Below are 1,150 nucleotides of genomic sequence, written 5' to 3'. Positions count from 1 at the left end.
TCTCTGAAAATTAGGTAATTGACCAGATGAGAATCGGTAAAACCCTACACCCCACACCCCACACCCCACACCCTGTCCCCACGAAAAACTTTTTCAGCAGACCCTAGATAGTCAACAGCTTATTACTTTCGATCGCCCATTGGGCCAATTCCGTGCGATTATGAAGACCGGTTTTATGGAGCATATTCGACACATGACTTTCGATTGTCCGTTGACTAACATTGAGTTTTGCGGCGATTTCCCGATTAGCCATGCCCTGGGCGACCAATTGTACTACTTTTAACTCCGTTGGGGTTAATTCCACATTACCCTGGACTTGAACAGGGGTGACATCCGGGGAATGGATGCGGGTGCTGCGTTTCAGCAACCGGCCCGCTTGTTTAAGGGAAGACTCCACCAGGGCCACTAATTCTTCCGGTTCAAAGGGTTTGACCATATAGACATCGGCGGTTAAACCTGTTATCTTATCCTGACTTTGCCCCTCAGGGGAGAGAAAGATCACGGGAATGCCACTAAAACGACTGTCCCGACGAATTTTTTCGAGGAAAGCATGACCGTCCATTTCTGGCATGATCAGATCACAGATAATCATATCGGGGATTTCTGCTGCTTTGGCAGTATTTGCCCCGCGTTCGAGGATTTCTAGGGCTTCGGGACCGTTTTCTGCGGTTGTCACCCTATAACCACGAAACTCTAGATAATCCTTCACCAAAAGTATTAAATTCGGGTCATCGTCGATTAATAAAAGTTGTTTATTGTCTTTGTTGGTCTCTTTCATCGCTATTTTCCAGGCTGCAGGGTTGGGGGAATGGAGACGGACAAAGGATCGACAGGCAAGAGGCAACAGGTAGTTAGATATGTGTAGTTAATTGTGTTTCAGTTAGTTTTAACGATGTTTTCCTCTATTGTTTCGGGTTCTCCTCCTGGACAGTTCCGAGAAATTGCCGGTAAATCGTGGCGAAGAAAAGCATATTCTGTGACGATTTGATTACCGATTAGGTGTTCTTGGATAATTCTTTCGATCGCTTCCTTATTGACCCTTCGATACCAGACTCCTTCCGGGTACACTAATAAAATCGGCCCTTGGCTGCAAACCCGCAAACAGTTGGCTTTAGTGCGAAAAATACAGCCAGGACGGTCGGCACTGGGG

At 46.7% G+C, this 1,150-nt stretch carries 2 protein-coding genes; both read right to left on the bottom strand.

The annotated features are described in order from the left end of the window. Positions 1-103 precede the first annotated feature (103 nt). Positions 104-778 carry a response regulator transcription factor gene (locus tag PX482_RS20380; RefSeq protein ID WP_288122936.1) on the bottom strand — a complete coding sequence of 225 codons (675 nt, stop codon included), beginning with the start codon at positions 776-778 and terminating at the stop codon, positions 104-106. A gap of 98 nt (positions 779-876) precedes the next feature. Then, positions 877-1,150 (bottom strand): (2Fe-2S) ferredoxin domain-containing protein (locus PX482_RS20375; RefSeq protein ID WP_502888569.1); only part of this gene is annotated, 274 nt, incomplete at its 5' end.

The organism is Microcystis sp. M53602_WE12 (genome assembly GCF_030065455.1).
Taxonomy (GTDB): domain Bacteria; phylum Cyanobacteriota; class Cyanobacteriia; order Cyanobacteriales; family Microcystaceae; genus Microcystis; species Microcystis aeruginosa.
This window is presented reverse-complemented; position numbering and strand designations above follow the sequence as displayed.